3 protein-coding genes are annotated in these 5,447 nt (G+C 38.5%); all 3 read left to right on the forward strand.

Features of this window, described 5'->3' with window-relative positions:
- The coding region (locus AWN68_RS11040; protein ID WP_068415409.1) for a SusC/RagA family TonB-linked outer membrane protein at positions 1 to 2,481 on the forward strand (2,481 nt) is incomplete at its 5' end.
- 10 nt (positions 2,482 to 2,491) lie between these two features.
- A complete protein-coding gene (locus tag AWN68_RS11045; RefSeq protein WP_068415411.1) occupies positions 2,492 to 3,991 on the forward strand; it encodes a RagB/SusD family nutrient uptake outer membrane protein in 1,500 nt (499 codons plus the stop codon).
- Positions 3,992 to 4,850: 859 nt separating this feature from the next.
- The coding region (locus tag AWN68_RS11050) for a carboxypeptidase-like regulatory domain-containing protein (RefSeq protein WP_157716179.1) at positions 4,851 to 5,447 on the forward strand (597 nt) is incomplete at its 3' end.

Genomic DNA, 5,447 nt, shown 5'->3' on the forward strand with positions numbered 1-5,447 from the left:
ACCAAACAAGGCAAGAAAAACGTTGCCCCAACTTTCTCTTTCTCAACTAAGCAAGGTGTTTCAGCCAGAGGTATTCAAGAGTATGACAGACTTGATCCATTGAGCTACTACCAAGCCTATTGGGAAGCACTTAGAAATGACAAAGTAACGGCAGGAAAGACTCCTGAGGTTGCAGCAACAGAAGCTACTAATGAGTTAATCACCTTCCTTAAATACAATGCAACAGATGTTGCTGGTAATCAAATTATCGGAACCGATGGTGCAATCAACCCTAATGCAAGTGTTAGGTACTCTTCTGACGACCTAGATTGGTTTGCCCCTATTGAAAGACTAGGCTACAGACAAGAGTATAACTTCAGCGCGAAAGGCGCAACAGACAGAGCAGATTACTATGTATCTCTTGGTTATTTGAATGAAAAAGGGGTTTTCAAAAATTCTGATTTCGAAAGATATACCTTAAGAACAAATGTTAATGTTGACGTTTTAGATTGGTTGAAAGTTGGAGTAAACAACTCTGGTGATATCAGAATGACAAATTCGGTAACGAGCAGTGGCTCTGGTTTCGCTAACGCTTTCTATAACGCAAGAAGAATGGGGCCTATTTTCCCTGTTTATGCTATTGACGACCAAGGCAACTACATTACTGACCCTAACTTTGGAACTAAAGCTTTTGATAGAGGTGATGGTAGATTTGGAATACCAACTAGACCAAATAACACTTCCGGCAGACAAGCACCTGAAGAATCACTTTTGAACAATAGTTTGACTGAAGCCTTATTCTTTAGAACTGTAGGTTATGTGGAATTAACTCCAATCAAAAACCTTAGTATTAAAATTAATGGTAGTGTGGACATTGGAACAGCAAATGGCCAATTCTATGGTAACCCATTTGTAGGTGATTACATTGGAGTAGGAAGAGCTACTAAAAGCGCCAACTTCGATATCACTACTAACCTTAACCAATTAGTTGATTATTCATTCGATCTAGACGCGAGAAACAGCTTTGACATCCTAGCTGGTCATGAGAGTTATGGCATAAAGAACAATGATTTCAACGCGGCAAAAACAGGTTATATCGTTTTAGACAATCCTGTTTTGGATAACTATACAACAATTGTTTCTGCAGCCTCTCAGATTGACAGATACAAAACAGAAGGTTATTTCTCAAGAATTAACTATAACCATGATGATAAGTACTTTGCTTCATTCTCTTTCAGAAGAGATGGCACATCTAGATTCTCTCAGGAAGCGAGATGGGGTAACTTCTGGTCTATTGGTGGTAGCTGGAGAATGAGTGAAGAGGCCTTCATGAGCGGCATGAGCTGGATTGACGAGTTAAAACTTAGAGGATCATACGGACAAACAGGTAATGATAATGTAGGCGGATACTATGCTTCTCAAACCCTTTACTCTTCTGGCAGAAACAACGCAAATAACGCTGGATTCTTTAGCTACAATGTTGGAAACAATGCCTTAAAATGGGAAAAGAACACCTCTGCTGACATAGCTGTTGACTTTGAAGTTTTAGGTAGAGTTAGAGGTACTGTTGAATACTTCAACCGTTATTCTGACAACCTATTATTCTCAGTGCCAATCCCAAGTGAGTCTGGTTACACCTCACAAAACAGAAACATTGGTAAAATGGTGAACAAAGGTTTAGAGTTCGATGCCAATGTTGATATTTTGAAATCAGCCGGTGGACTTGAGTGGAACTTTGCTTTAAATGCAACCATGCTTACAAACGAGATTACTCAGCTACCTGAAACTTCAAGAGAAAATGGTATCATCACAGGTACTAAAAAGCTTTTAGAAGGACATTCTATTTATGATTTCTGGTTAAAAGATTGGTATGGTGTTGACCCTGACACAGGTAATCCACTATATGTTTACGATCCAGAGTCAGAATCTACTCCTAACAACCTCTTGAAAGAAATCAATGGTGTTCCAGTAACAACTAACCAAAACAATGGAGTATACCACTACGCTGGATCTTCTATTGCAGATGTTTACGGAGCATTTACAAATAATCTTTCTTACAAAGGCTTTTCTCTTTCTGTAATGTTTGCCTACAGTGTTGGTGGTAAAATTTATGACGGCAACATGCAAAGCTTAATGGGCACTCTTGATGGTAGTGCTATTAGTGTAGGCATGGATGACAGATGGAAAAACCCAGGTGACATTACAGATGTACCAAGGATCTCGATCAACAATAACACTAACAACATTGCAACATCTGATAGATGGTTGACTGACGCATCATTCCTAAACCTTAGAAATATCAACCTAGGATATGAGTTTAAGAAAGCCGCAATTCAAAGCTTAGGAATTTCTAGCCTTAGAACATACGTTTCGGCCGAAAACCTATTCTTCATTAGCGCAATAAAAGGTCTTAACCCTATGGAAACGTTCAATGGAACACAAGATGCAGGGCTTTACCCTCCTTCAAGAGTTTTAACCTTGGGTGTTAACATAAACTTCTAAAAAAAAGACAATGAAATATATTTCAAAAATAATTCTACTCTTTATTGTATTGGCTGTAAGCTCATGTAATGAAGAATACCTAGATACGTTACCTACGGATCAGCTTGCTGCTGATCAGGTATTGGGTACTATTTCAAACCAAAGAGCTGCTTTGGAAGGAATTCACCGATATATGTATGGCTCTGGAGGCTCTCAAGATGAGGCAGGAGGTTACGGTGACCATTTGATCAACTTTGATTTCTTAGGACAAGACGTTGTTAACCCACAAAGAGGTTCTGGTTGGTTTATAGCTGTTCACCAATGGCTTGAGCACAGATCAAACACTAGTTCATTGGTAAGTCAAACTTACAATTTCTACTATACCATAATTGTTAATGCCAACAACATTATCAATTCAATTGACAATGTAGAGGGAAGCGCTGATGAGAAGAACAACATTAAAGGTCAAGCTTATTTCTATAGAGCATTTGCCCATTATACACTTGTTCAACTTTATGCCGAAAGATACAAAGCAGGTCAAGCAAACGACCAGTTAGGTATTGTGATCAACCTTGATGATTTGAATAATCTTGGCGAAGCAAAAGCCCGTTCAACAGTAGACCAAGTATACGCTCAAATTGGAGCTGACCTTACCGCTGCTTTACAAAGCTTAAACGCTTCATCCGTCACATTCACTGACAAATCTCAAATCAGTAAAAACGTTGTTAATGGTATGTTGGCAAGAGTTTCTTTGACCAAAGGTGAGTGGGCGAATGCTATTACTTATGCGCAAGCAGCAAGATCAGGTTTCCCATTGACTTCTTCGACTCAAATTAAACAAGGCTTCAACAACTATGGAGCAACTGGTTGGATTTGGTCTAGCCGTATCATTCCTGATCAAGGAACATACTTCTCATCATTCTTTGCTTACATGTCTTACAACTACAACTCGTCACACATTAGAGCCGACCCTAAGTGTATCAATGCTGACCTGTATGACTTGATTCCTGCAACTGATGTTAGAAAAGGTTTCTGGGCAGTGACTGCGGCTGAAAGAGCAGCGATTGTACTTCCAAGCAGTTTTGCAAAATATCCATACATGAATATTAAGTTTCAATCACCTGGTGCTGGAACACTTGGCGATGGCGACCTCGTATTAATGCGTACTGCAGAGATGATTTTGATTGAAGCTGAAGCGAATGCTCGTTTGGGAGTTGCTAATGAAGTAGCAGCTAGAACTGCATTGTTCTCTCTAGTTTCTCAGCGTGATCCAAACGCTGTAATCAGCGTTAACACTGGACAAGCCTTATTGGATGAAATCTGGATTCAACGAAGAATTGAACTTTGGGGAGAAGGATTCAACTTCTTAGATCTTAAGAGATTGAACTTACCACTTCAGAGATCTACTAGGGGTAGTTTCAGCCTTACTCAGGCTAGAATTACAGACATGCCTGCTGGTGATCTACAATGGAATTGGTTCTTCCCAATTAGCGCGATTAACGTTAACCCTAATCTGATTCAGAACGATTAATAAAACGATGAAGATTTAACATCTTCATCTCATAGCAAATTACAGAAGCCCAATTGATGCAATTGGGCTTCTTCTTTTTTATACCCTATCTACCGAAGTCAAAACCAATACCCCACGGTCGGCCCAGCTTGCACTTTGTTGCTACTTAATTTTATTCATGAGTGTCAGACCTTTAAACCAAAAGGTGATTTAACCTATACTAACACCCCCTCAAACAGACGAGATAAATTCATATTGTATAGTGGATCTTTCGGTAATTTAAGTGTGGTTGCAACCCCATCCCTTACCCCAAGAGACACAGAAACCTACAACCTAGAAATTACCTTTATATTTTCTGAATAATTACAATAATACTTGTGATAATCTTAGCTACAATGGAATAAAAATCATCCGAAATGAATTGATAAATTCATATTTTAAAATCAAGAATTTAAGTAAAATCAACTGAGATGCTTTTTATGTCAAAAAATACACATATATTCACAAAATAATTTCAATCCATATTATCGCCAAATTTATGCGCTGAAATTGACGGATCGTAAAAATTATAAAATTCGCGACAATATTATAATACATCAGACAAGTAATATTTTTTGTAATTAATTGAAGATGAGACTAATACATTTCAATAACCGTCAATAATTTAATAAAACCAATATCGTAATAGATATTTACAATTTTAAAACACCTGCTATTTGACCGAAAATGAACAATAAAAACCCTTAAATAACAATCTAAAAACCTACCGTCCAAACCAAATATATACCTTACAAATAAAGATATAGCCTAACAGTCACCTTAAACTAACGTTACCCCTCTGTTTAGGAGTTATTCGTGCAAACAAATAAATTACGTATAAATGCTAAAATTTAAGATCAAAGTAATGCTCATTTTGCTGCTTGTCAGTAGCAGTGTAATGGGCCAGCAACGTACCGTGGAGGGTACTGTGCTAGATGAATTCGGTTCTAGCTTTCCAGGCGTGACGGTTTCCATTAAGGGAACAACCACTGGAATAACCACTGGATCGGACGGTAAATTCTCTTTATCAGTGAATGCTGAGAATGCGGTTCTTGTATTCAGGTTTCTAGGTTACAAAACCAAAGAAGAGCCTGTTGGAAACAGATCCACAATTAATGTATCGATGGTACCTGACGTTATTGACGCGGGTGAAGTTGTAGTAGTAGCTTACGGTACTCAGGATACTAAAAGTATCACTGGTTCAGTAACTTCGCTTTCAGCTGAGAAAATCAAAGACAGACCTATCTCAAATGCGATTTCCGCACTTGGTGGTTCTGGCCCTGGTATTCAAGTAACGACAGCGACAGGTCAGCCTGGCGATAGCCCTGCTATCAGATTAAGAGGTATTGGTTCAATTAACGGCAGTAACAACCCTTTCTTAATCGTTGATGGTGTTCCTTTTAGCGGAAACATTAACAGGATTAACCCTGATGACATT

This window comes from Roseivirga echinicomitans (assembly GCF_001592935.1).
Taxonomy (GTDB): Bacteria; Bacteroidota; Bacteroidia; order Cytophagales; family Cyclobacteriaceae; genus Roseivirga; species Roseivirga echinicomitans.

Bases quoted from the DNA above. Each gene is read 5' to 3' on its own strand.
- AWN68_RS11045 (WP_068415411.1), top strand. From the start codon at position 2,492: ATGAAATATATTTCAAAAATAATTCTACTCTTTATTGTATTGGCTGTA.